The organism is Ureibacillus sp. FSL K6-2830, assembly GCF_038004145.1.
GTDB lineage: Bacteria > Bacillota > Bacilli > Bacillales_A > Planococcaceae > Ureibacillus > Ureibacillus thermosphaericus.
This window is the reverse complement of the sequence record NZ_JBBOQR010000002.1, coordinates 1-20,442: the sequence shown is the minus strand read 5'-3', so window position 1 is coordinate 20,442 and position 20,442 is coordinate 1. Positions and strand designations below refer to the sequence as shown.

At 35.9% G+C, this 20,442-nt stretch carries 32 protein-coding genes; 27 read left to right on the top strand and 5 right to left on the bottom strand.

The genetic code is table 11. The features are described from left to right. Positions 1–3 precede the first annotated feature (3 nt). From NSU17_RS15715 to NSU17_RS15600, 24 genes are all read left to right on the top strand, one after another. Positions 4–1,029 carry a major capsid protein gene (locus NSU17_RS15715; protein ID WP_340705556.1) on the top strand — a complete coding sequence of 342 codons (1,026 nt, stop codon included), beginning with the start codon at positions 4–6 and terminating at the stop codon, positions 1,027–1,029. A 13-nt stretch (positions 1,030–1,042) separates the two neighbouring features. Then, positions 1,043–1,408, top strand: a complete 366-nt coding sequence (locus tag NSU17_RS15710; RefSeq protein WP_340705555.1) for a hypothetical protein — start codon at positions 1,043–1,045, stop codon at positions 1,406–1,408. After that, positions 1,401–1,739: a hypothetical protein gene (locus NSU17_RS15705; RefSeq protein WP_340705554.1), complete on the top strand. Its 339-nt coding sequence runs from the start codon at positions 1,401–1,403 to the stop codon at positions 1,737–1,739. The genes NSU17_RS15710 and NSU17_RS15705 overlap by 8 nt, the downstream gene beginning before the upstream one ends. Before the next feature lie 9 nt (positions 1,740–1,748). Beyond that, complete coding sequence (locus NSU17_RS15700; RefSeq protein WP_340705553.1) at positions 1,749–2,294, top strand: phage tail protein; 546 nt, start codon at positions 1,749–1,751, stop codon at positions 2,292–2,294. A 6-nt stretch (positions 2,295–2,300) separates the two neighbouring features. Next, the gene (locus tag NSU17_RS15695) at positions 2,301–2,819 is read left to right on the top strand and encodes a hypothetical protein (protein ID WP_340705552.1); all 519 of its coding nucleotides are present in this window, start codon (positions 2,301–2,303) and stop codon (positions 2,817–2,819) included. Beyond that, a complete protein-coding gene (locus NSU17_RS15690; RefSeq protein ID WP_340705551.1) occupies positions 2,788–3,060 on the top strand; it encodes a hypothetical protein in 273 nt (90 codons plus the stop codon). The genes NSU17_RS15695 and NSU17_RS15690 overlap by 32 nt, the downstream gene beginning before the upstream one ends. Position 3,061: 1 nt before the next feature. Continuing rightward, entirely contained in the window at positions 3,062–4,507 is a 1,446-nt protein-coding gene (locus NSU17_RS15685) for a phage tail sheath family protein (protein ID WP_340705550.1), read from the top strand. A gap of 12 nt (positions 4,508–4,519) precedes the next feature. After that, the gene (locus tag NSU17_RS15680; protein ID WP_168412165.1) at positions 4,520–5,047 is read left to right on the top strand and encodes a phage major tail tube protein; all 528 of its coding nucleotides are present in this window, start codon (positions 4,520–4,522) and stop codon (positions 5,045–5,047) included. A 13-nt stretch (positions 5,048–5,060) separates the two neighbouring features. After that, complete coding sequence (locus NSU17_RS15675; protein WP_340705549.1) at positions 5,061–5,399, top strand: hypothetical protein; 339 nt, start codon at positions 5,061–5,063, stop codon at positions 5,397–5,399. 141 nt (positions 5,400–5,540) lie between these two features. After that, complete coding sequence (locus tag NSU17_RS15670) at positions 5,541–8,204, top strand: phage tail tape measure protein (protein WP_340705548.1); 2,664 nt, start codon at positions 5,541–5,543, stop codon at positions 8,202–8,204. Continuing rightward, positions 8,197–8,421 carry a tail protein X gene (locus NSU17_RS15665; protein ID WP_340705586.1) on the top strand — a complete coding sequence of 75 codons (225 nt, stop codon included), beginning with the start codon at positions 8,197–8,199 and terminating at the stop codon, positions 8,419–8,421. The genes NSU17_RS15670 and NSU17_RS15665 overlap by 8 nt, the downstream gene beginning before the upstream one ends. Then, a complete protein-coding gene (locus tag NSU17_RS15660; protein WP_168412168.1) occupies positions 8,418–9,452 on the top strand; it encodes a phage late control D family protein in 1,035 nt (344 codons plus the stop codon). The genes NSU17_RS15665 and NSU17_RS15660 overlap by 4 nt, the downstream gene beginning before the upstream one ends. After that, positions 9,452–9,682, top strand: a complete 231-nt coding sequence (locus NSU17_RS15655; protein ID WP_168412169.1) for a hypothetical protein — start codon at positions 9,452–9,454, stop codon at positions 9,680–9,682. Before NSU17_RS15660 ends, NSU17_RS15655 begins: the two co-directional genes overlap by 1 nt. Positions 9,683–9,695: 13 nt before the next feature. Continuing rightward, a complete protein-coding gene (locus tag NSU17_RS15650) occupies positions 9,696–10,361 on the top strand; it encodes a phage tail protein (protein ID WP_340705547.1) in 666 nt (221 codons plus the stop codon). Between the two features lie 4 nt (positions 10,362–10,365). Continuing rightward, positions 10,366–10,689 (top strand): GPW/gp25 family protein, encoded by a 324-nt coding sequence (locus tag NSU17_RS15645; protein ID WP_340705546.1) that lies wholly within the window; start codon positions 10,366–10,368, stop codon positions 10,687–10,689. Beyond that, the gene (locus NSU17_RS15640) at positions 10,682–11,797 is read left to right on the top strand and encodes a baseplate assembly protein (RefSeq protein ID WP_340705545.1); all 1,116 of its coding nucleotides are present in this window, start codon (positions 10,682–10,684) and stop codon (positions 11,795–11,797) included. Before NSU17_RS15645 ends, NSU17_RS15640 begins: the two co-directional genes overlap by 8 nt. Further along, entirely contained in the window at positions 11,790–12,443 is a 654-nt protein-coding gene (locus NSU17_RS15635; protein ID WP_168412173.1) for a phage tail protein I, read from the top strand. The genes NSU17_RS15640 and NSU17_RS15635 overlap by 8 nt, the downstream gene beginning before the upstream one ends. Then, positions 12,443–13,561: a phage tail protein gene (locus NSU17_RS15630; RefSeq protein ID WP_340705544.1), complete on the top strand. Its 1,119-nt coding sequence runs from the start codon at positions 12,443–12,445 to the stop codon at positions 13,559–13,561. Before NSU17_RS15635 ends, NSU17_RS15630 begins: the two co-directional genes overlap by 1 nt. A gap of 10 nt (positions 13,562–13,571) precedes the next feature. Next, entirely contained in the window at positions 13,572–13,952 is a 381-nt protein-coding gene (locus NSU17_RS15625) for a hypothetical protein (protein WP_340705543.1), read from the top strand. Positions 13,953–13,968: 16 nt separating this feature from the next. Next, positions 13,969–14,124, top strand: coding sequence for a hypothetical protein (locus NSU17_RS15620; protein WP_340705542.1), 156 nt, complete (start codon positions 13,969–13,971; stop codon positions 14,122–14,124). 114 nt (positions 14,125–14,238) lie between these two features. Beyond that, positions 14,239–14,466, top strand: coding sequence for a hypothetical protein (locus tag NSU17_RS15615; RefSeq protein ID WP_340705541.1), 228 nt, complete (start codon positions 14,239–14,241; stop codon positions 14,464–14,466). Positions 14,467–14,527: 61 nt separating this feature from the next. Further along, positions 14,528–14,785 (top strand): hypothetical protein, encoded by a 258-nt coding sequence (locus tag NSU17_RS15610; RefSeq protein ID WP_340705540.1) that lies wholly within the window; start codon positions 14,528–14,530, stop codon positions 14,783–14,785. A 2-nt stretch (positions 14,786–14,787) separates the two neighbouring features. After that, positions 14,788–15,051, top strand: a complete 264-nt coding sequence (locus NSU17_RS15605; protein ID WP_340705539.1) for a holin — start codon at positions 14,788–14,790, stop codon at positions 15,049–15,051. After that, a complete protein-coding gene (locus tag NSU17_RS15600) occupies positions 15,048–15,818 on the top strand; it encodes an N-acetylmuramoyl-L-alanine amidase (RefSeq protein ID WP_340705538.1) in 771 nt (256 codons plus the stop codon). The genes NSU17_RS15605 and NSU17_RS15600 overlap by 4 nt, the downstream gene beginning before the upstream one ends. Before the next feature lie 72 nt (positions 15,819–15,890). On the opposite strand, the gene NSU17_RS15595 is transcribed toward NSU17_RS15600, so the two are convergent. Together NSU17_RS15595 and NSU17_RS15590 are read right to left on the bottom strand one after the other, a co-directional pair. Then, the gene (locus NSU17_RS15595; protein ID WP_340705537.1) at positions 15,891–16,289 is read right to left on the bottom strand and encodes a hypothetical protein; all 399 of its coding nucleotides are present in this window, start codon (positions 16,287–16,289) and stop codon (positions 15,891–15,893) included. Continuing rightward, on the bottom strand, positions 16,286–16,450 hold the full coding sequence (locus NSU17_RS15590) for a CopG family ribbon-helix-helix protein (RefSeq protein ID WP_340705536.1): 165 nt from the start codon (positions 16,448–16,450) through the stop codon (positions 16,286–16,288). The genes NSU17_RS15595 and NSU17_RS15590 overlap by 4 nt, the downstream gene beginning before the upstream one ends. Positions 16,451–16,584: 134 nt before the next feature. On the opposite strand from NSU17_RS15590, the gene xerA reads away from it, so the two are divergent. Next, positions 16,585–17,568, top strand: coding sequence for a site-specific tyrosine recombinase/integron integrase (gene xerA, locus NSU17_RS15585; protein ID WP_340705535.1), 984 nt, complete (start codon positions 16,585–16,587; stop codon positions 17,566–17,568). A gap of 313 nt (positions 17,569–17,881) precedes the next feature. Here the strand turns inward: xerA and NSU17_RS15580 are convergent, their stop codons facing one another. Genes NSU17_RS15580 through NSU17_RS15570 form a run of 3 tightly spaced genes read right to left on the bottom strand, consistent with a single transcriptional unit; the run spans position 17,882 to position 19,212 of the window. Continuing rightward, the gene (locus NSU17_RS15580) at positions 17,882–18,091 is read right to left on the bottom strand and encodes a hypothetical protein (RefSeq protein WP_340705534.1); all 210 of its coding nucleotides are present in this window, start codon (positions 18,089–18,091) and stop codon (positions 17,882–17,884) included. Positions 18,092–18,142: 51 nt separating this feature from the next. Continuing rightward, the gene (locus NSU17_RS15575) at positions 18,143–18,358 is read right to left on the bottom strand and encodes a hypothetical protein (RefSeq protein ID WP_340705533.1); all 216 of its coding nucleotides are present in this window, start codon (positions 18,356–18,358) and stop codon (positions 18,143–18,145) included. Then, a complete protein-coding gene (locus NSU17_RS15570; protein ID WP_340705532.1) occupies positions 18,355–19,212 on the bottom strand; it encodes a ParM/StbA family protein in 858 nt (285 codons plus the stop codon). The genes NSU17_RS15575 and NSU17_RS15570 overlap by 4 nt, the downstream gene beginning before the upstream one ends. Before the next feature lie 199 nt (positions 19,213–19,411). Here NSU17_RS15570 and NSU17_RS15565 point away from each other — a divergent pair, with 199 nt between their 5' ends. Further along, positions 19,412–19,924, top strand: coding sequence for a hypothetical protein (locus NSU17_RS15565; RefSeq protein ID WP_340705531.1), 513 nt, complete (start codon positions 19,412–19,414; stop codon positions 19,922–19,924). Beyond that, positions 19,921–20,085, top strand: a complete 165-nt coding sequence (locus tag NSU17_RS15560) for a hypothetical protein (RefSeq protein WP_168412183.1) — start codon at positions 19,921–19,923, stop codon at positions 20,083–20,085. The genes NSU17_RS15565 and NSU17_RS15560 overlap by 4 nt, the downstream gene beginning before the upstream one ends. Positions 20,086–20,442 lie beyond the last annotated feature (357 nt).

Below are 20,442 nucleotides of genomic sequence, written 5' to 3'. Positions count from 1 at the left end.
TCAATGGCAGTAGATTTATTCGAAACGAGAACAATGCTTAAATTCGTGGAGCGTATGCCACGAGTTACAACATTTATTCGAGATACTTTATTTAAAAATAAAGAACTTTCCCCTACGAATAAAGTTGATGTAGACGTTAAAAAAGGAAGAGCAAAAGTTGCTCCTTATGTTAGCGAAAAAATAGGTGGGAAAGTTGTAGAAAATAGCGGATTCCGTACTGAAACATTTGAACCACCACTTGTTGCGCCAACAACGGTTACTACAGCTGCAGATTTACAAAAGCGCTTAATGGGAGAAAATATTTATTCTTCTCGCACCCCAGATGAACGCGCTGCAGAAAAACTGATAAAAGACTTACAGGATTTAGATGATATGATTACACGTCGCGAAGAAGTAATGTGCGCGCAAGCAATTTTCGACGGGGAAATTGAAGTAAAAGGCGAAGGTGTAGATTATGTCATTTCATTTGGTCATACAAATCGCGAGGTCTTATCTGGGCAAAATTTATGGAGCGAACCAACTTCTAGCAAGTACGCAGATTTAAAACGTTGGGTGCGTATTGTTCAAAATACTGGCTTTGTGAATCCTGATATTGTCATCGTTTCTCCTGACGTTACGGACGTACTTTTAAAAGACGAGGAGATTCTTAAATTATTAGATGTCCGAAATGTCAATATCGGAGAATTAAGACCTCAAAATTTACCAAACGGAGCGACTTATATTGGAAAAATTGCAGGTGTAGGCGAAATTTATGAATATTCAGCAAGCTATTATGATGACGTTGCTGAAGAAGTAAAACCAATAGTACCAGATGGAACAATTGCTTTAATTGCTACCGAAGCAGACTTTACGATGGCTTATGCAGCCATTACGATTGCTAAAGACAATGATCTAGTAACTTACGAAGCCGATCGTGTTCCTGATTCTTGGACAGAAAAACGACCTGCTCGAAAAATTCTGCAGCTAAGTTCAAAACCGCTTCCAATTCCTAAGGAAATTAACTCATGGTTTGTAGCAAAAGTGCTATAAGGAGGGGTTGAAATTGATTAGAGCAAAGCACACGATTTGTCACAACAATATCACATACAAACGCGGCGCCATTATTGACGGTCTTAATAGAGCAGAAGAAGAACGCCTTGTCCGGTTAAAAGCTGCAGAATATGTACTTTCACCAGAAGAGGAACTTAAGAAGCAACAAGTCAAAGGTGATAAAGTTGAAATTTCGCCAACTGAATTTGAGGAACTTCGAGCGGCGCTTGATGCAGAATACAATGCAGAAGAATTAAAACGCGCGGCAAAAGCAGTCGGTGTTGATTTGACAGGTGCATCTACAAAAGCAGAAGTAATTGCTGCAATTATTAACCAAGGTAAAGCTGATGAATTGCTAGAGGATGATACAGATGAATAATAAGACGTTCAAAGACTTCGTGAATGAAGATTTGAATGTCTTTTTTAATTTAGATGAATTTGGAGAAGAGCATGAGTTGGATGGAGAAGTTCTCACTCTAATAGTTGTTGATTGTAAAAACGACGATAATTTCGCTGGCTATCCGAGAGAACAATTATATGCAAGTCAAGAAGTATATAAACATCAAAAAATTATCTATGTCAAAGCTGCAGATTACTTTGTTCCAAAAGTAGACAGCATAATTAATCTTGACGGCGAGGAATTATACGTAGATGAAGCTGAAGAGAATATGGGGATTATTCGAATCGTTGCATCTTCACATGAAAGCTAGGTGTTTAAAATGATACAGGTTAGAGTAGATCACGCAGAACAATTAAAACGACTTTTTTCTATTGCACCAAAAGAAGCAAAAATTATTTTATGGAGAGCGACAAACCGAGCTGCCACTGCAGCTAGGACAAGAGCAAGCGTTAGTATCCGAGCTCGATATATTATAAAAGCTGCTGATATTAAACAAAGAATTAAAATTCGAAAAGCTACTTCTAGTCATTTATCAGCACAGTTACGAGCAAGCGGACCTGTCACACCACTACTAAAATTTGATGTAACACCTAAATTTCCTGATATTATGCCAGTTCATGCTAGAGTGTTGAAAAGTTCAACAAAAAAACCGATCCAATCAGGTTTTGTTACACGAACAAAGAAAAATTATGTAAATGTGTTTACAAGAGTTGGCCAAAGTCGTTATCCAATTCAAGCGCATTTTGGTCCATCAATAGCCCAAATGATGGGTCACGAAGAACCTTTAAATGATATTATCACTCGAGCACAAGAAATATTAGACAAACGTCTAGAACACGAACTATCTAGGCTACTTTGGGGGTAACAATTAATGCATGATAATACACCTTTAGCAATGGTTTCGGCCATTGCTTCTTTTTTACAAGAAAACTTAAAAGACATGAGATTTCCATCAAAAAATGGTATTGAAAAAACGGTTACTGTTCATGAAGGTTATTTACCTCCAATAAAGAACCTTAAACGTGGTGAAGAACAGGAATCTGATGACTATCCGTTTGTCATTGTTAGGTACCTAGGAGAAGAAGACGATACTGATAAAGAAAAGTGTATCTTAAACTTTCGTATTCTACTTGGTGTGTTCAATGATGATGCACAAAATGGCTGGAAAGACGTTGTGGGTTTATCGACTCGAATAAAATTCTTACTGAAACGTCAGAAATTTATAGGTAGCGGTGAACTAACAGGAAAAATAGAAACTGCAATTTATGAGGAACAAATGAAACCAACATGGCATGGAGTAATGGATGTAAATTTTAAAATGCATTCAGCACAACAAGAAATAGGAGGGATGATAGAGGATGACTTCTTCGCGAAAAACTACCAAAAATAACAAAGAAAAAAACGTTCTTATCTACGTAGGTCCCACTGTAAAAGGACTACCGAGATATAGTTCTTTTATTGGAGGTTATCCAGAAATTCATAACACCCACAAAGAAAACTGTCCTGCATTTACAACATTATTCATTGAACCTGAAAGACTAATTGACTTTGAGAAAAAATTAAAGAATCCTAATTCGGCAGAATCAGCTTTTTATAAGAATGTAGAAAAATATTTTAGCGAGGTGAAATAAATTGTTTTATCACGGTTCACGAACGAAAGAATCACGACCATCAGTAACGGTATCAACAGAAGCAACAGCTGCCTTACCTGTATATTTTGGCACAGCTCCTGTGAATTTAGCAGATGAAAAAAACGTTAACAAAGTTGTGCTTGCATACACATATGATGATGCAGTTAAAGCATTCGGTTACTCTGATGATTGGGAGAAATATACGTTATGTGAAGTTATTGATGCAGCATTTGATAAGTTTAAAGTTGCACCAATATTATTAGTGAATGTACTAGATCCAGAAAAGCATAAAACTAGCAAATCAGAGGACTTAACTGTTAAGGATGGACAAGCAAAAATTGATACAGAAGGTGTTATTTTATCTTCTTTAAATATCACAGCAAATGCTACTCAACTTGAACAAGGCAAAGATTATGTTGCCTCTTTTGATGACGAAGGAAAAGTAATTATTGCTTTAATTACAAACACTGAAGCTACAACATTATCAGCAACTTTCAACGTATTAGATACTTCGTTAGTTACGGAAGCGGATATTATTGGAGGCACAGATGTTGATACAGGTGTGGTAACAGGGTTTGAACTGTTAAATCATGTTTTCCCACAATACAGAATGGTTCCTGGACTAATTGTTGCGCCAGGATTTTCACAAAATCCTACGATTGCAGCTGTTATGCGTTCTAAAGCAACAACAGTAAATACTTACTTTAAAGCGTTTGCAATTACTGATGCCAATACAACAGAGGCACCGAAATATACAGACGTTTCAAACTGGAAATTAGAAAATAGCTATACATCATCATTCGAAGCTATTGCTTGGCCAATGGCGGCTTATAATAATAAGGTTTATCACATTTCTACTTTGGTTGCTTTGAGCATTTCAAAAATCGCTGCCGAAAATGGCGGATATCCTTACGAATCCCCGTCAAACAAAACATTACCTATTAACAAAGCGGTAGTAAAAGCAGGCGCTGGAAAATACCAAGAAGTAATTATTCCTCCCGATGTTGCAAACGAGCTTAACAATCAAGGGATTTTAACGATTTTAAACTTTGTTGGCGGCTGGGTAGCATGGGGGAATATGACTGCAGCTTATCCAGAAGAAGATCATCTTGATGTTCCAAACAGATTTATCCCAACTCGAATTATGCATAACTGGATTTGCAACACTATTGTTTTAACTACATGGTCAGATGTTGATGGCCCAATTCGCCGACGAATAATTGATAATGTATTAGATAAAATGAACATTTGGATTAACTCATTAGTGACAAATGAAGTTATTTTAGGCGGTCGTATTGTTTTCTTGGCAGAAGATAATCCGATTGAACAGTTAGAAAACGGAAAAGTTGTATTCCGATACTACGTAGCTGAATCTTCTCCAGCTCAAGAAATTGAAAATATCATTGAATTTGATGCGACGTATTACAACGCATTATTTGCATCTTAATGAGGTGAGAAAATGAATAAAAATAGAATACCTGAAAAATTAAATGATTTTAGAGTATATATCGACGATAACAATTCATCACCCGGTATTTCTGATATCGAATTGCCCACTTTGAATGCTATATCCGATACAGTATCAGGAGCCGGTATCCTAGGAGAATACGATTCTCCTCTATTAGGGCAATTTGAATCAGCAAAGATTAAATTGAATTGGAAATCTATCGGTGAAGAAAGGGCATTGTTATATCAGGTTGGTAGTCATAAAATTGATTGCCGTCTAGCAAACCAATCTTATGATATTGCTTCCTCTACACATAAAATTAGTGCAGATCGTGTTGTTGTAATTGGACCGGTTATTAGCAACGAATTTGGAAAAGCATCAAAAGGTTCTGCTTATGAGGGCTCAACAGAAATTGAATGTATGTATTATCGATTGGAAAGCAACGGTAAGGTTCTAATCGAATTAGATAAAGTGAACCACATTTTTAAAGTAAATGGTGTAGATCAATTGAGCGAATTAAGAAAAGCGTTAGGAATGTAAGGAGTGGGAAAGAATGACGGGAGTAAAAGAAAAAAACGATTTAACAACAAATTCTGAAGAAAAAAATAAATGTATTATTCCAGTCCCTATCAAGCACCCCATTGAAATCGACGGGGTTCTTATTAATTCTATTACATTAGATTTTTCTACTTTTACTGGAGAAGATATTTTAAAAATTGACGAACAATTGCGCTTAGAAGGCAGTTTCTTTGATCATTTGTATAACCAAAAAGTTTTATTAAAACTTGCATCTTTCGGAGCAAATATGAAAATTGAAGATTTAAAAAGGTTGCATGGAGCTGATTTTTTAGAAGTTACTCTTCAAACTCGAAATTTTTTCATCCAATGGTAGGTTCAGGCGGTGCAAAAGAAATTCGCAAATGGCTCTTAAATTTATCTGCTTATTCAAATACTTCTCTCGAATATTGGGAAAAACAATCTTTAATTTCATTGAAGGCTTGGACGGAAGCGTTGAGTGCAGAGGATGAGAACGATGTCGAAAATACATGAACTAACAGTTGAAATCAGTGGTAATGTAGGTAGTTCGTTTACTAGTGCTTTCAAGAAAGCAACAGCAGGACTAGCAGACTTTCAACAACAAGCTCGGCAAGTACAAAGAGAAATTGATCGATTAGGTGCTGATTTTAGGCAGGGTAGAATTCATGAATCTCAATTTCGAGAAGAGACTGAAAAGCTAACAAGAGAATTAAATAAACTAGAAAATGCACAAAAAAGAGTTAATGCCATTAAATCATTTGGTACTGAGACATGGAATAGAACAAAAGCGGTTGCAGGTATAGCTCTAGCTACTGGTGGGGCAGTAGCTACTGCTGCATTCGCAAAATCTATCAGCACTGCAGCTGATTTTGAAGCGCAAATGGCCAAAGTCGGAGCAAAAGCTGAAGCTACGAATGCAGAAATGCAGGCATTAAGTAAAACTGCACTTAAGTTAGGAGCATCATCTAGCTTATCAGCATCAGAAGTTGCTATCGGAATGGATGAACTAGCAGCAAAAGGGATGAATGCTAGACAAATAATCGAGGCAATGCCAGGACTTATTGCGGCTTCAGAGGCATCTGGCGAAAGTTTAGAAGTTGTATCTAATGTTGTTACTTCAGCTTTAAACTCTTTCGGTATGCAAGCGAAAGAAGCTAGTAAAGTAGCTGATATTATAGCAATGTCTGCGAACAAATCTGCTGCAGATGTACTGGATTTAGGTTATTCGTTTAAGTATGCTGCTCCGATTGCAAACACTTTAGGTATTTCCCTTGAAGAATTAAGCGCAGCTACAGGCCTGTTAGTAGACAAAGGACTAGCTGGTGAGCAAGCGGGTACTGCATTGAGAATGGCTTTAGTGCGTTTATCAAGTCCACCAAAAGATGCACAAAAGGCATTGAATAAGTTAAATATTTCAGCAACTGATTCAAATGGTAAATTTAAAAGTCTAATTAAAATAACAGAAGAATGGAATAAAGCAACAAAAAATTTAACTGATAGTCAAAAAGTCGATTATGCATCTACAATTTTTGGTACTGAAGCTTCTACCGCAATGTTAAGCTTGTTTGAATCCGGAGCAGATAAGATTAGAGAAATGACAAAAGCACTCGAAGAAAGTGGCGGGGTTGCAGAAGTAGCTGCACGTAAAATGAAAGATAATTTTGCGGGTGCAAAAGAACAACTTTCCGGTGCCATTGAATCTGCTCAAATTGCATTTGCAACACCAATATTAGATGTATTAGAAGATACATTCAATGGTTTATCGTATGTAATCGAAAACAATCTCCCTGCAATTGAAAATGCAGGCAAAGCAGTTGCTAATGTTCTTGATAACATCACAAAACCATTCCAAGTTGTCGAAAAGCCAATAAAACCTGAAATCACACCGGAGATGAATCATCGAGAAGTTGAAGAAGCCATGCTTAAATACCAAGAAGATCTTAAAAATTGGGAATTGTATGGTCGTATGGACTTTAGCGAAAAAGTTGAATATGTATTGGATGAAACTGTCGAAACAATTGACAAATGGATGCAAGGCGATGGTGGAAAAGCTTTAGATAGTATTTTTAAAGAATTAGGTACGCTTGCTGGAAAAGCATGGGTAAAATCTTTCACAACTGCAGTAAAAAGTTCTGTTGAAAGTATAGGAGAAGGAAATATTGTTGGGGGCTTAGCAATGGCGGCTGCTGCCAACATGATGACCGGTGGTTTATTAATGAAAGGAGGTCTTAGTGGAGGCAAGTGGCTGTTTGGGAAAGGAAAAGACATTTTTTCAAAAGCTAAATCTAGCGAGAAAACCAATAAGGCTGTTGCTACTATTCCAACAACCGTAAAAGAAACTGCGAAAAAACCAAAAGGCTTTACTGAATTATTGAAGGGTAATAAGAATCTTACCAAACAAAAAGAAATTACGAAGGCTGTTTCAATGGCAGGAAAAGTAGGTAAGGGAGCAGGAAAGATTTTAGCACCTCTCGCTGTTTTAGGTTATGGTGCTGATATATTAACTTCTGATAATAAACCGAAAGCAGTTGGTTCTGCTGTTGGAGGACTAAGCGGAGCAGCAGCAGGAGCGGCTGCTGGTGCTGCAATAGGTTCTGTAATACCTGGAGTTGGAACAGTCATCGGTGGAACAGTTGGAGGTATTATTGGCGGTCTTGGAGGTGACTGGCTAGGAGGAAAAATTGGAAACTTATTCGGTGGACAAAAAGCATCTGCATCACAAACGCCAATATCTGATAAAGCAGTTGCATCCATTGACACTAGTAAATTAAATGCTGAGATTGCAAAGGCAACTAACAATGCTTCACTTCTTACTCAATATCTTGGCCAGGCAAGCGGTATGATTTACGGTTCGTTCTACCCTCTGCAAGAGAAAACGAATCTTGCTTCCAATAATATGTCGATATTAACAATGTACGCAGGTCAAGCAAGTGGCATGATTTATGGTTCGTTCTACCCTCTGCAAGAGAAAACAAAACTCGCCTCACATAACATGGAATTATTAGCCTCATATATTGGTCACGCAAGCGGATGGATCTATTCGCTAATGAATATACAAACAGCTGGCCAACGTGTTGTACAAGCACTGAATAATCTAGAATCACGAATTAATAGTATAGACCTCTCCGGTGTTGAAAGGCGGGTGAGCTACAATAGCTAAAACCTATACTACAATCCAAGGTGATACTTGGGATTTGATTGCTTATAAGCTATGGGGTAGCGAATATTTATTCCCGCTTCTAATCGAAGCCAATCCTAAACATAACGGCACCGTTATTTTTAGTGGCGGTGTCCTTTTAAATGTTCCAGAAATTGATGAGATGACTACATCAACAACTTCACGTCCTCCATGGCTAGGAGAGGAAGATGAACTATGAATCAATCAACTGATATTGGAAGAAGAACATCGCTTTTCATCGAATACAATCACCAAGACATTACTGCAGAACTTAAAAACTTTATTACTGGATGGACTTATACAGACAATTTATCTGGCGAAATAGATAATTTAGAAATAACATTACAGGATCGTGATGCACTTTGGTTAAATGATTGGTTTCCTCGAAAAGGATCAATTATCAAGCCAACGTTATACAAGACAAGATGGAATCGTGAAGAATTAAAAACCAAAATAGGGGAGTTTGAAATTGATGAAATAACGGGTAACGGACCGCCGTCAAGGATTGTTATCAAAGCTCTTTCAATTACAGAAGCAAATAGTTTACGTGGACAACAAAAGTCTAGGGCGTGGGAAAAAGCAACACTAAAAACCGTGGCCAGCGACATTGCAAAAGCAAATGGAATGAAGCTTTATTATCAATCAAGTGAAGTGATTAAAAAAGATCGTTGGGAACAAGAGGGCGAAACAGATTTATCTTATTTATACTCAATTTGTAAAGATGCCGGACTTTGTTTAAAACTAGCAAACAAAACAATAGTGATTTTAGATGAAGCAGATTATGAAGCAAAGCCGCCAGTAGCAACAATTATTAGACATAGTAAGTCGACGGATCCTATTAAAGTTATAAATTACGCTTTCAAAACATCTCTGTTTGATACTTATGCTGCTTGTAAAGTTAAATATCGTAATTCTAGAAAAAATAGAACATATTCTGCAACATTCACACCTCCAAACGTCCCGAACAACATAGGAAGAATTCTATATATAAACGAAGAAGTATCGAGCAATGAGGAAGCTTATAGATTGGCCAAGAAAAGACTGAGAGAAAAGAACAAAAACGCAACAACTATCACTTTAACAGTTACTAGTTTGATTCACATTGACGCTGGAATGACATTTAATTTAATCGGCTTCGGACGAATTAACGGAAAGTATATTGCTACAAAAGTTATACATCGAGAATCAAACATAACCCTACATTTAAGAAGATGCCTGGAGGGATATTGATGAATTTAGCTAAAGTAGGTGAAGTAGTTGCTATCTATCCAGAACGACATAGCGCTAGAGTAAGATTTAGTCAATTAGATGATAAAGTGTCTGCAGAGTTACCTATACTTGCTCATGTAGAGATTCCTAAAATTAATGATCCAGTACTTTGTTTGTACACAAGTAAATCAGAAGGATTTATTTTAGGAACATTTTATAATGAACTACGACCTCCTTTAATATCGGAATAAAGGAGGGAAATAAATGCCCGTTATTGGTAGTTATGCTGGTATTGTCTTTGAAATTAATGATCTAAAAAATGTAACCTATAGCGACTTTAAAAGAGAAACAACTCCTAGGTGGGACACGCATGATATACTACAAAATAAACCTTTACCTGAGTTTAGAGGTCCAGGTGTAGATGAAATTTCTTTACAAATTAAGTTTAGAGCAGACTTTGGAGTAGACCCCGAAAAAGAAATGGCCAAATTAAGGGAGTTTGCAAGAAAAGGGCATACATCATTATTCGTTAGGGGAAATCAACCTATTTCCGTCAATCATTGGGTAATAACTAAAGCCACGGAAGTTCATAAAGTGATAGATAATAAAGGTAATGTAATAAGTATGGATGTTGAATTAACATTAATGGAATACCCAAAAAGTGATATTCAATCAAGTAAAAAAACGATAAAACCACCACAAGTAAAGATAGCTAGCTCAAATAGTTCATTGAAACCAATAGGAAAAATGATAATAACCGTAAAATCTGTTCATATTCGCTCTGGACCAGGAGTGAATTATAAGGTACTGGGTTATGCTTTTAAAGGCGATACATTAACTGTTTATGGAGAGAAAAACGGTTGGTATTCTTTGGGCGGTGGCAAATATATTACAGCAAGTAATAAATATTCAAAGTTTACAAAGGGGTGATTAAGTGACGATTACAGCAGAAGTAAGTGTGCTTAAAAAAATAAATTTTAGTGCGACGGGTGTGGAGGCAATTATCCAGAACGTCGCTTTTATTTTGTCCACTTATGCGATGACTTGCCCCTTAGATCGAGAATTTGGATGGGTACCCGATTTAGATGGACCGGTTCAGAGAGCTCAAGCTGTAAATAAAGCAAGAATTGTTGAAGCTATTCAAAAATTTGAACCACGTGCAGTAGTCGTATCAGTTTATTATGAACAAGATGCAGATGATGCACAGCGCGGCCTACTTAGACCAGTTGTGAAAGTGGTGATAGAAGAAGATGAGTAGATTTGGACTGCCGGAAATTAATTTTTTTGAAAAAGCGCCAGAGAAAATATTGCAAGAGATGTTATTCCACGTAAATGAGGCAACAGGTCAAGAATTTGAAAGAGCGGATCCACGTAGAAAAATTATTGAAGGGTTAGCTGCTTTTGTGGCTATTGAACGAAATCGTGCTGATTATGCATTAAAACAGTCTTTATTATCTTACGCAACTGATGATGCATTAGATCATAAAGGTGCCGAAATGGATACTCCTCGACTAGGTGCAAGTGCTGCAACAACGAAAATTCAATTTGTTCTTGATGAAGGCCGTCCATCAGCATTAACTATTCCTGCAGGTACTCGTTTTTCAATTGGAAATATCTATTTTGCAACGGAAGAAACACAGGTTGTAGACGTAGGAATCAATACTTATGTTGTTGATGCAGTTTGTACTGAAACGGGTACAATCGGCAACGGTTATTTACCAGGTGAGATTACAAACTTGGTTGACCCGTTACCTTATGTAATAGCGGTAATGAATATTACTGAAACCGCAGGCGGAGCAGATATTGAAGATGATTATTCATATGCTGAACGTATACGCTTGGCTCCTGAGCGGTTTAGTGTTGCAGGACCAGAAGGAGCATATAAATATTGGGCATTAACAGCTAGTCAAGACATCATAGACGTTGAAATCACATCCCCAAGTCCTGGAAGAACTCATATTACAATTCTTTTAAGAAATGGACAACTACCAACTACAGAGCATATTGAAAAAGTAATTGAAATTTGCTCTGCAGATGATAAACGACCTTTGACTGATTATTTGACTGCTAGTGAACCAGAAATAATTGAATACTCGCCTGTAGTTAAATACTGGCTAAGCAGAAGTAATGAGACTGTAGCAAATTCATTAATACTTGAAATTGAGAAGGCATTTAACAATTACTTAGTGTGGCAGAAATCAAAATTAGGACGAGACATAAATCCAGCAGTATTAATTGCTAATTTAAGAGATAAGGGAGCCTACAAAATCACTGTTGAAGGGCTTAATTATACAGTATTAGAAAAAACGCAGATTGCAAAAGACGTAAATCCTACTATTACTTTTATGGGGTTAATAGATGAGTAACTTAATTCATTTGTTTCCTCAATCACTTCAACAGGATGATTTTGTAGTGGCGTTAATTGAAGCTTTTGAAATTCAAGTAAGAGAATTATATGACGAGTTTCTTTTCTTTGCTGAAAAACTTGCAAAATACGAATTTGAAGGTTTACCAGAAGAATTAATTGATTATTTGGCATATGAAAAACATGTGGATTTTTACGAGGATTTAACATTTGAAGAAAAATGTAATGTAGTCAGAAATGCAATAGAAATGCATCGTAAAAACGGTACCAAATATGCACTGAATCGTATATTTGACATGTTGAATTTACGAGGAGTTATAAATGAATGGTTCGAGTATAACGGAGATCCATATTATTTTAGAGTTGAAATATTGGAAGTCTCTCAGCGCGGTCTGAACCAAGAAACCATTGAATTGTTAGAAAGACTTGTTAAAACTTATAAAAATAATCGTTCATGGATTGAAGTGATAAAGATATATTTAACAACTCATGTTAAAGAGAATTTCGCTCTAACAATGAGCAGTGGCGAGGAACTTACCGTTTATCCATGGATGATATCTGAAATTGAAACAGCAGCAAAATTTAAATCGGCATCCGGAATGCAGACTATTGAATCACTTGAGGTTTATCCGAAAGGAGAGATATGATGGCTGAAAACTTTTATTCAATTTTAACATCTGCGGGTCTTGCAAAACTCGCAAATGCTCAAGTTACTGGGAAAAAAGTAGACTTGACTGAAATTGCAGTTGGTGATGGCGGCGGCACTTATTACAATCCAACCCAAAATGATATACAACTAAGAAATGAAGTATGGCGTGGTAATATTGGTTCGGTTGAAATTGACTCTGAAAATCCAAATTGGATTGTTATTGAAAGTTATATCCCGGCAACACAAGGTGGATTTACAGTTCGCGAAGTGGGGATATTTGATGATGCTGGCGACTTGATTGCGATTGGTAAATATCCAGAAACATATAAGCCGTCCCTTGATGATGGAGCTACCAAAGATTTGTTGCTACGAATGATTATCGAAGTAACAAATGCAAGTGCTGTCACTATGAAAGTGGATCCCTCGGTTATAATCGCTAGCCGAAAATATGTTGATGAAAAAGTTGGTGTCGTTAGTGATAATTTGACGCAGTTAGATAACAAAGTTATGTCGCACTTGGCAGAAGATGCGACAGATGCGCATAACGCTACAAATATCAGTTTAATAGATACTAGTAATCTTTTTACATCTACAAATGTTGAGGGAGCATTAAAAGAGCTTTTTACAAATGTCAGTAATGGGAAGAACCTTGTCGGTAGGGCTATTACTGATGTTGATGAAAACATTACAATACCTACCGACCCAACGTTTCAGCAGTTGGCTAATGCAATTGGACAGATTAGCACGGGTAATAAGTGGGCGAGTGGGCAAGCTGTTATAAGTCAAGATAAACTTCCATTTATGTATGTGGGTACAGGATCGGCAAATTTAAGATATATAGAAGTATATGGTTTGGATTTTAAAGCATCTAATATAGTGGTTATAGCAAACGGAAATGCACGAGGATTTTCTGTATATACCGAATTAGATGATTACTACAACTACTCACCTACAGTAAAAACGGCCCCGTATATTAATGGAGCAGCAACCAGTGCGGTTGTTTATAACTTCAGAGGAGATGATGGTAATGCATACAGTATTCTTGGAGGATTCAGAATACCTATCCATCTATTATTTGACGAAGTAGGCGTTTGTTCGTGGATAGCATATGAATAGGGGGGATATTATGAAAATTGGTGCGAGAATTTATTATGAAATAGAAACAGGCAACGTCATTGTAAACACGGGCGAACGACAGGGTTCAGTTGTTCCAACCACTGTCGAACAAGATATTCAAACTTACAAAGCATTATCCGAACGTAACCGAGATACATTTGATTATATCGAGTTAGAATACGGTCAATACGCACAAGATTTCGCAGAATCAAACGGTTATCGAGTTAATCCCGAAACAAAAGAATTAGAATTTAGTTTTCCTAATCCAAACGAAGAAGAACCACAAGAACTTGTTTATCAGAAACCATTAAGCGAGAGGTTAGCTGACTCCTTGGTTTATCAAGTCGATTTAGATTTTCGTGTAACCATGTTAGAATTGGGATTATTTTAAAAGGGAGATGAAATAAATGAATACTTATGATGCGTGTAAGAAACTTATTGAAAATGGTCGTTACGGATCGAAAGAAGATATGTTGTTAAAATTGGATATTTTCTTGCTTGGAAACAGAATTACTCAAGCTGAGTATAATCAATTAGTGGATATGCTCAATAATGCCACTTAATATTCAATCGTCTCAAAGTGTGACATAAATTCTAAGTTATAAAAATATCAAAATATTATTAAAGGAAAATGCTTCCTTCTCGTCGAAAAATGTAGGCGGAAAGGAGGGGAAGAAATGGTAAAGTACAAAGTCAGATTCTTTTCGGAAACAGATGCTACCTTAGGAATTCAGTACTTTGAAACTGATGATGTACAGAAGTTAAATGAAGATATTAGAAAATTAATGCTTGATTCAGAATCTACCTTTTTAGAAATTGAACAAAAGGAAACAATTACAGGTATTCTAAAAAGCAAAATTGCTGGATATACAATCACACCAGGTTCCGTAAGAGTTTTAAAATGAAGAATCTTAAGCACTCTCAGCAGAGGGTGCTTTTTATATTTTGTGTAAGTAGGTGATGTCTTTGGAAACGGTATACGTAGCGAGTGAAATTGCAAATTCGCAAGTTGTGTGGTCAATATTATGCATTTTGTTAGCTGCATATGTTTTGTGGCATTCAAACAAACGAGAAACTCGATTACTTGAAAATTTGAGCGAATTAACAAAAGCGCAACAAGAACAAGCAAAAGCAATGCAAAAAATCAGTGAGAATTTAGATACATTAGAAGGGCGTATGGACAGAATGGAAAAATACACGTACAAAAATCATAAGGAGTGTTAATTATGGATTTAACATTTATCTTTGTTATTGCAGTTGTGTTAGTGGCTATTATTACTGCGGTGGTTGAAGTAGTAAAAAAGACATTTAATATTAAAGCTCGTTACTTGCCGATTACATCCGTTGTAGTCGGTATTTTTGTGGCAATTTTAGTGTGGCCATTAACAGAGTACTCTCTTTATGTAATGATTGTGGCTGGAATTATTGGGGGATTAACAGCAAGCGGATCGTTTGATTTAGCTAAAGCTATAAAGGGTGATAAACAATGAAGCCTATAGGAATCGAAATTCATCCCGGACATTGGAAAAATCCAGGGAGCGGAGCGAGCGGTATTTTGAATGAAGTAACAGAAGCACGAAAAGTGGCTAAAAGAGTATACGATATTTTAAGAAGTGGTGGAGTTCCAGTAAGTTACTTTGAGGACAACACTTCAACGAATCAAAAGCAGAATTTAAATACGCTAGTGAAATATCATAATCAAGACGTAAATGATCTAGTTGTATCCATTCACTTCAACTCTGGTGGTAACCCTAACAAGCCGATTGGAACAGAAGTTTTATACTATGACCAAAAAGCATTAGCTGAAAGACTTGCTAAAGCCATTTCAGACGCAACAGGTGGTGGACTATTAAACCGAGGTGCCAAAAAACGAACGGATTTAGCTGTTTTGGCCCAAACTTACGAACCAGCTGTTTTAATCGAGGTCTGCTTTGTCAACTCGAGTGTGGATGCTGCCATTTACAGACGAGATTTTGAAAAGATATGCCAAGCCATTGCAGAATGTTTAGCGGAATACGTTGGGAAACCGTTGAAAAAGAAGGTAACAAACGTGCCAAATGTACAGGAACAAACTAAGGAGGCTGATGAGATTATGCTAACAGAAACAGCACGCAACGAAGCGAGGGAGCTTATCCGGAAGGCTTGTAAGAAGGGGATTTTTAATGCGCAATATCATACTGAGGAACGGATTAAAAATTACACAGATGCACAATTAATCAGCTATGCAATTATTTACTTGAATAGAACTGCTGGATGATTATAATTAAAAGTAAATGAATTATTTATTGAGTATCATAAAACCGCCTTCCACAATGGAGGGCGGTGTTTTTTATAATTTTTCAGTATAAATACGGATAATATCTTCGGCATCTTTATCATTAAAAACTTTTGAATAAACAGCTGCATCTAATCCAGATACAGCATTCACTCTTCGACATTCATTTGTTTCTGGATAAAATTCGTATTTCTTTAGAACGATGGCGTATCTATTCCGTGTCCAAATTGTTAATGTACCAAAAGCATCAACCATATAATACACTCTAAAATACTTATCAAATTCAGATTTATCGTTGCCGTTATCTTCTAATAACATTTTGTAAAATTGTTCAGATGTTATTCCGATTAATTTATCAATATCAAGTAGATTTTTTTCATTTCGTGGAAATTCTTTCAAAAGACCGTCTTCTTTGACCGCTTCAAGATAAAAGTGCGACTTTATCTTTTTCAATTACTTTCACTTTCTTTTTCTAACCCTTTAATAATTAACTCCCGAATAGCTTCATTTCTGTTTTTAAGCGATTTTTTATGCCAATAATCTTCAACTTTCTTTAACAATTCATTTGGAAATGTAACTAAAACTTGAGTATTTTTAGTTTTATCTATAGCCAAAAATAACATCCTTTCTTTATTTTTTAGTTATATAACCATTATAGATTGTATAACTTTCGCTTGACAATACGAATATTAGTTCTTATTATTTAGTTATATAAGTTATATAACTATTAAAAGTAGGGGTGATGGTTATGTCTAGATTGCATTTATTAAACGAGATCTCTACGGTCGTAAAAATGGCTGGGGAAGATGAAGTAAAACTTTATCACTATTTAGATGATTTACTGTTAAACTATAACATTGAACCTAAAACTCCAACAGACCACGAACAAGACACGGAAGACTATCTCAACCTTTTCGTAACTTCGTTAATGTTAGAGAATTATTCGAATGTAACTCTCACAAATTATCAGTATGAGTTACGCAATTTCTTAAACTTTGTACAAAAACCCGTCCCTGCAATTACAACTTCTGATATCCGACAATATCTTGCTGCATGCAATAATCTAAAGACGAGTACAATATCAAGCAAAATCTTCGTAATTAGATCGTTCTTTTCGTGGTTAGTTCGAGAAGAAATTATACTCCGAAACCCAACATTGAAAATACGCACACCAAAAACACCAAAGCGGGTTAGGGAAGGGTTAACTATTGAGGAACTAGAGTTAGTCCGTGAAGCTTGTCAAACGCCACGAGAAAGGGCATTAATCGAAGTATTTTACAGCACTGGTTGCCGATTAAGTGAAATTGTTGGATTAAATATCAGGGATGTTAATCAGCAAGATATGAGCGCATACGTCATTGGGAAGGGGAACAAAGAGCGCAAGGTGTATTTCAGCTTCAGAGCGATGATTTTCTTGAGAAAATACCTTGAAACTCGAACTGATGATTGCCCAGCGCTTTTTGTAACCGAAAGAAGGCCATACAGAAGATTGAACCAAAGAGGTGTACAACATGCGATAAATAAAATAGCGGAACGAGCTAACATCAGTAAAAAGCTCACTCCGCATGTATTACGACACACATTTGCAATGCTATCGATGGAATCTGGTATGGACATCGCAGATCTTCAACATCTTTTGGGTCATGAAAATCCAGCCACAACAACACAAGTATACGCTCCAGTATCAGAAGAAAGAAAACGAGAAGCATTCAAAAAATTCCATGTAATTTAATTAACTCTAGCGCAACTTTTAAACAATAAAAGCGACACTCGAAAAGCTGAAAAAAGGGACATTCGGAGGGAGATATTCTAGATGTCTCTCTTTTTCGTTGATGCGACTGACTTTAAAGAGATTTTACAAGCCATACTAATATCCATCTCATGACTCTCCAATTTTGGTTAAAAATAAATTAATCATCCTCTAAATCCTCTAATATTCTATCCAATCCACGTATAATTCCATTTCTGTATCCCATACGGTAAAATACCGCTAACGAACCCACAAACACCACAGCGGTTAAAAAATCAAACATTCATCCATCCTTTCAAAGTTCAAGAATATTATCTTCATCGTTTTTATTTTCGTTTTGTAAAATCTTCATTTTAATTATTCTGCCACCTGACATTTTATCCAACAATATTAATTGTTTCACATATTTACTAAAATTTTTTGATTCTATATAAGAAAACAGTTCTCTTTCTAAATCATCTGTTAAATCGAAGCTCACTGATTTAATTTTTCGATTATTCCCCATTTCGCGCCACCCCTTAAATTTAATTTCGTGAGGGATGGCAATAAATCCTTCTTACAAGAAGCCTTTCATAGAATCTAAATCCTCGTCATGTTCTTCTTCAACATGTACAGCAGTAGTAATTAGTTTTTTAACTCCCATCAAATCATCATAAATCAATCGCTTTAAATATTTACTTCGATTGCCTTTCTTATTTAAATGTTCAAGCAATCTCAAATCTATTTCATCATTCAAATTAAGTGAAATAGGTATAATTTTTCGTCTTGTCATTTAAATACGCCTCTTGCTAAATTATAGAAGCCTACTGCATTGGCGTAAGTAGGTGGTACTTGAATAGTATCAAATTCACGTTTTAATTTAGGCTGCATTGGTATTGCATCATAAAAATGTTTCTTTAGATATGGAGTAATTATTTCAGCCACACCACCACAAGTAAATACAACATCTGTATTTTTCCATTTCAGTTTAGTGGCTTGTTGATAAATTGCCCTAGCAAGTGCTTCATAATCATTTTTATTTCTAAGTGTTTCTATACCTGTATTCATAGTTCCACTTGATTTGTGTATGTGCTTTTTGTCAATAATTGAAGCTAAATTCACCGTACCACTACCTACATCGATGATTTTCATATCCGTAGCAGGTGTTGACCAAAAAGCAGCACTTCCTTCTGGAGCTACTTTTACATCCTCAATAGCAAATCGTACACGTTGACCATTGACCGAAAAGTCATAGTATCCAATTAACATGTTGATGATCTTCGTTTTTTCTTCATCTTTATGACGATTTATTGGTTGGCCAGTCACTAAATATATTCGTTTTGCATCAGGACAGTATTTTTTGGTATATCTGTAGATTGCAAGTAAAATGCGAATTTTCGTATCCTCGTGAGCTTTGGTGTCCCCATAAGTTGCTCCATCCCCGAATTCATCTTCATACATTGCGATGGTGCCTGCATATCCCTTTCTTCCATTAATTTCAAACTCCATGTCGTCAGGTCCAAACGTTTCATCAACATCACGTTCAAACCAATTACAAATATTTGTTTTGAATGAATCCACACCGTAAACACCAGCAACCTTTCCTTTGTAGTTACCGGCATCCACACCAAGAATTAATTTATCCATCCAAATCCCCTTTCTTGTAATACCTTAGTAATACCAATCTATTGAGAAAGACACTAAAATATTACATCTGTAATACAGAATATTTTGAGTAAGCGCCTCATACCTTGTAATATCCTTAGGAATTCTGGGGAGTGGATAAGGAATCGTTAACCTTAGGAATCATTCCAAATGAAAAAGTTGGGGAAGGAGAAGATAAAAGGTGATAAAAAAAGAGGAGGGGCGCAAAACGCGCTCAGACAAAAAGATTGATGTAAAGCCGACAATCTCAAAAAACTTGAAAAATCAACTATACACTTTTGCTTTTTTGTGTAATGAACCAGTGAAAGATGTTGCAGAAAGGCTTTGTATACGAGGTGCAACTTCAAAAGTAATAATAGAAGAAATTTGTCAGTGGTTTAGGCGAGATTACTTATATAAGAACACTTTGGTAATTGGTGATCCAAACAGAAAAAAGTTAAAAATACACATTCAAGGCGAATCAGCAAAGGTAACAATTCGTTTTAAGCAAAATGACTACGATTTATTATGTAAGCTAGCCCATGCGTTAGATTTAACACCAACGACTACAGCTGCGGTATTAATCAGAATGACATTATATAATGTAGAATTTATGCAAAAGTACGCTTACGACAATTTATCGCAACTTAGTGATGAACGAAAGAAAAAAATTGAGGTGTTGCTTAAAAAAATGTGGAAAGGTGAAAGTGATTGAAGAAAAGAGATATCTTTGATGTTATTATTGATATGTTGGATAGATATTTTAACCGATGGAACGATGAAATGATTGAAAAGGCAACAAAGATAAATAAAATAGGCATTAAAAAGAAGGTAAAGAAAATTGAAAAACCAAATAAAAACGAGTTATTTATGTAAGAAGTCAGGTAGACAAACACCTGACTTCTGTTTAGTATTATTTTCATTAAATATAATTTAGAATGTAGTCATCTGCTCTTTTTGTATATATAACAGTACCCCAAAATGTACCCCAATTAGTTGGGGTAAAGTGGGTTTTATTGTGTTCTAAATGGTAATAACCATAAATTTTATAAGTTTCATTTGATTCGAATTTCTCTTGATATTATTATTCTAATAAACAATTAATTTTTATAGATATTTTATAAAATGCTGTAAAATAAGCATTAGAATTTACTAGAGGTGATACAAATGTTTGTCAGCGAAAAAGAAATAGAAATCCGCTATGCGGACACCGATCAAATGGGGGTTGTCTAC

Excerpts from the sequence above, each read along its gene's own strand:
- NSU17_RS15575 (WP_340705533.1), bottom strand. The coding sequence starts at position 18,358 with ATGACAAGACGAAAAATTATACCTATTTCACTTAATTTGAATGATGAA.
- NSU17_RS15660 (WP_168412168.1), top strand. The coding sequence starts at position 8,418 with ATGAATCAATCAACTGATATTGGAAGAAGAACATCGCTTTTCATCGAA.
- NSU17_RS15650 (WP_340705547.1), top strand. The coding sequence starts at position 9,696 with ATGCCCGTTATTGGTAGTTATGCTGGTATTGTCTTTGAAATTAATGAT.
- NSU17_RS15675 (WP_340705549.1), top strand. The coding sequence starts at position 5,061 with ATGACGGGAGTAAAAGAAAAAAACGATTTAACAACAAATTCTGAAGAA.
- NSU17_RS15615 (WP_340705541.1), top strand. The coding sequence starts at position 14,239 with ATGGTAAAGTACAAAGTCAGATTCTTTTCGGAAACAGATGCTACCTTA.
- NSU17_RS15580 (WP_340705534.1), bottom strand. The coding sequence starts at position 18,091 with ATGGGGAATAATCGAAAAATTAAATCAGTGAGCTTCGATTTAACAGAT.
- xerA (WP_340705535.1), top strand. The coding sequence starts at position 16,585 with ATGTCTAGATTGCATTTATTAAACGAGATCTCTACGGTCGTAAAAATG.
- NSU17_RS15715 (WP_340705556.1), top strand. The coding sequence starts at position 4 with ATGGCAGTAGATTTATTCGAAACGAGAACAATGCTTAAATTCGTGGAG.
- NSU17_RS15605 (WP_340705539.1), top strand. The coding sequence starts at position 14,788 with ATGGATTTAACATTTATCTTTGTTATTGCAGTTGTGTTAGTGGCTATT.
- NSU17_RS15700 (WP_340705553.1), top strand. The coding sequence starts at position 1,749 with ATGATACAGGTTAGAGTAGATCACGCAGAACAATTAAAACGACTTTTT.
- NSU17_RS15695 (WP_340705552.1), top strand. The coding sequence starts at position 2,301 with ATGCATGATAATACACCTTTAGCAATGGTTTCGGCCATTGCTTCTTTT.
- NSU17_RS15670 (WP_340705548.1), top strand. The coding sequence starts at position 5,541 with ATGTCGAAAATACATGAACTAACAGTTGAAATCAGTGGTAATGTAGGT.
- NSU17_RS15620 (WP_340705542.1), top strand. The coding sequence starts at position 13,969 with ATGAATACTTATGATGCGTGTAAGAAACTTATTGAAAATGGTCGTTAC.
- NSU17_RS15600 (WP_340705538.1), top strand. The coding sequence starts at position 15,048 with ATGAAGCCTATAGGAATCGAAATTCATCCCGGACATTGGAAAAATCCA.
- NSU17_RS15625 (WP_340705543.1), top strand. The coding sequence starts at position 13,572 with ATGAAAATTGGTGCGAGAATTTATTATGAAATAGAAACAGGCAACGTC.
- NSU17_RS15690 (WP_340705551.1), top strand. The coding sequence starts at position 2,788 with ATGACTTCTTCGCGAAAAACTACCAAAAATAACAAAGAAAAAAACGTT.
- NSU17_RS15680 (WP_168412165.1), top strand. The coding sequence starts at position 4,520 with ATGAATAAAAATAGAATACCTGAAAAATTAAATGATTTTAGAGTATAT.
- NSU17_RS15570 (WP_340705532.1), bottom strand. The coding sequence starts at position 19,212 with ATGGATAAATTAATTCTTGGTGTGGATGCCGGTAACTACAAAGGAAAG.
- NSU17_RS15640 (WP_340705545.1), top strand. The coding sequence starts at position 10,682 with ATGAGTAGATTTGGACTGCCGGAAATTAATTTTTTTGAAAAAGCGCCA.
- NSU17_RS15630 (WP_340705544.1), top strand. The coding sequence starts at position 12,443 with ATGGCTGAAAACTTTTATTCAATTTTAACATCTGCGGGTCTTGCAAAA.
- NSU17_RS15705 (WP_340705554.1), top strand. The coding sequence starts at position 1,401 with ATGAATAATAAGACGTTCAAAGACTTCGTGAATGAAGATTTGAATGTC.
- NSU17_RS15655 (WP_168412169.1), top strand. The coding sequence starts at position 9,452 with ATGAATTTAGCTAAAGTAGGTGAAGTAGTTGCTATCTATCCAGAACGA.
- NSU17_RS15635 (WP_168412173.1), top strand. The coding sequence starts at position 11,790 with ATGAGTAACTTAATTCATTTGTTTCCTCAATCACTTCAACAGGATGAT.